The organism is Candidatus Corynebacterium faecigallinarum (assembly GCF_052264515.1).
GTDB lineage: Bacteria > Actinomycetota > Actinomycetes > Mycobacteriales > Mycobacteriaceae > Corynebacterium > Corynebacterium faecigallinarum.
Window position 1 is genome coordinate 1 of the sequence record NZ_JBQQOC010000076.1, and the last position, 1,238, is coordinate 1,238.

Consider the following 1,238-nt stretch of genomic DNA (forward strand, 5'->3'; position numbering starts at 1 on the left):
GGCTCTTCCGGTTTCAGAGTGCGTTGATTGCCCCGCGGAGCCCTCCCGAGTGGATCAGTGACCGCAAGATGTAGTTGGCCTTGTTCCTGAACCCCAACGCGATACCGCGCAGGTGCTCCAGCTTGCCGTTGATGTTCTCCACCGGCCCGTTGGACGCACCGGTGTCGAAGTAGGCGAGGATGTCGGCTCGTCGCCGCCACAGCGTCTGGCCCAGCACCCGCAGTTCCCGCAGGTCGTTGGGGATCTTCACGTGTAGCGCCTTGATCACCTTGAACATCCGCAGCTTCCCGTCCCGGGGACGGTCCTGTTGATACGCGGCGATGATCTCCTGGTAGAAGTGCCACGTCACCTGCACCGGAAGGTGCGCATCATTGGTGAGCACGTCATCGAGCTTGACCGCGTTTTTCGGGGTGACCAGCGACTTCCTGGTCAACAGGATCCGTCTGATGCCGTACAACGGGTCCCCGGACCGTCCGCGGTGGCCCATCGTCTCGTTCTGTACACGTTGCCTGCATGCGGTGAGCTTGTCGATGGCCAGGTGGACGACATGGAAAGGGTCCATGACCTGCCTGGCCTGGGTCAGGTGCTGGGTCGCGGCTTTCGCGTAGCCGGTGAACCCGTCCATGGTCACGACCCGGATCCGGTGGCGGAACGTGCTGCCGCGGGCATCGAGCCAGTCGCCGAAGACGTCGGCACTGCGGCCGGGCACCATGTCCAGGAGCCGGGCCGAGCCTACCCCGTCGACCAGTGGGGTCAGGTCCACGATGACGGTGACGAACCCGGGGGACCCGTCGCCGCGGACGTGCTTCCATTTGTGCTCGTCCACGCCGAGGATCCGGACCCGGTCCAGTCGGGTGGGATCTCCGTAGGACAAGTGCCGGCAGGCTGTCAGGGCCAGCTGGTTGGTCTTGTCCCAGCCGATGCCCAGCCCGCGGGCGCAGGCTTTCACGCTCATGCCGTCAGCCGCCATGCGTTGCAGAATCCAGCGGGTCACCCGGTGGGTTACCGTCTGACGGTCGTCGGCGGCTTGTGGGATCGAGGCCCGGAAGATGGTGACCTCGCAGTCGTCATTGACGCAGACCAACCGGGGTACGCGGACGTGCAGCAGGCTTGGGTGTCCGGCGATGGGCAGGTCCGTGAGCCTGCGTTCGATATGGTCGCGAACTCGGCAGGCGTGTCCGCAGTGTGGGCAGCTGAGGTCGACGGTCACCGGATGACAGTAGAGGTGGGTGATGTTG

General features: G+C 64.9%; 1 protein-coding gene. It reads right to left on the minus strand.

Translation table 11 applies throughout. From position 1 onward, the window contains the following. Positions 1-13: 13 nt before the first annotated feature. Positions 14-1,238 (minus strand): ISL3 family transposase (locus ACTXPP_RS14100; protein ID WP_443342741.1); only part of this gene is annotated, 1,225 nt, incomplete at its 5' end.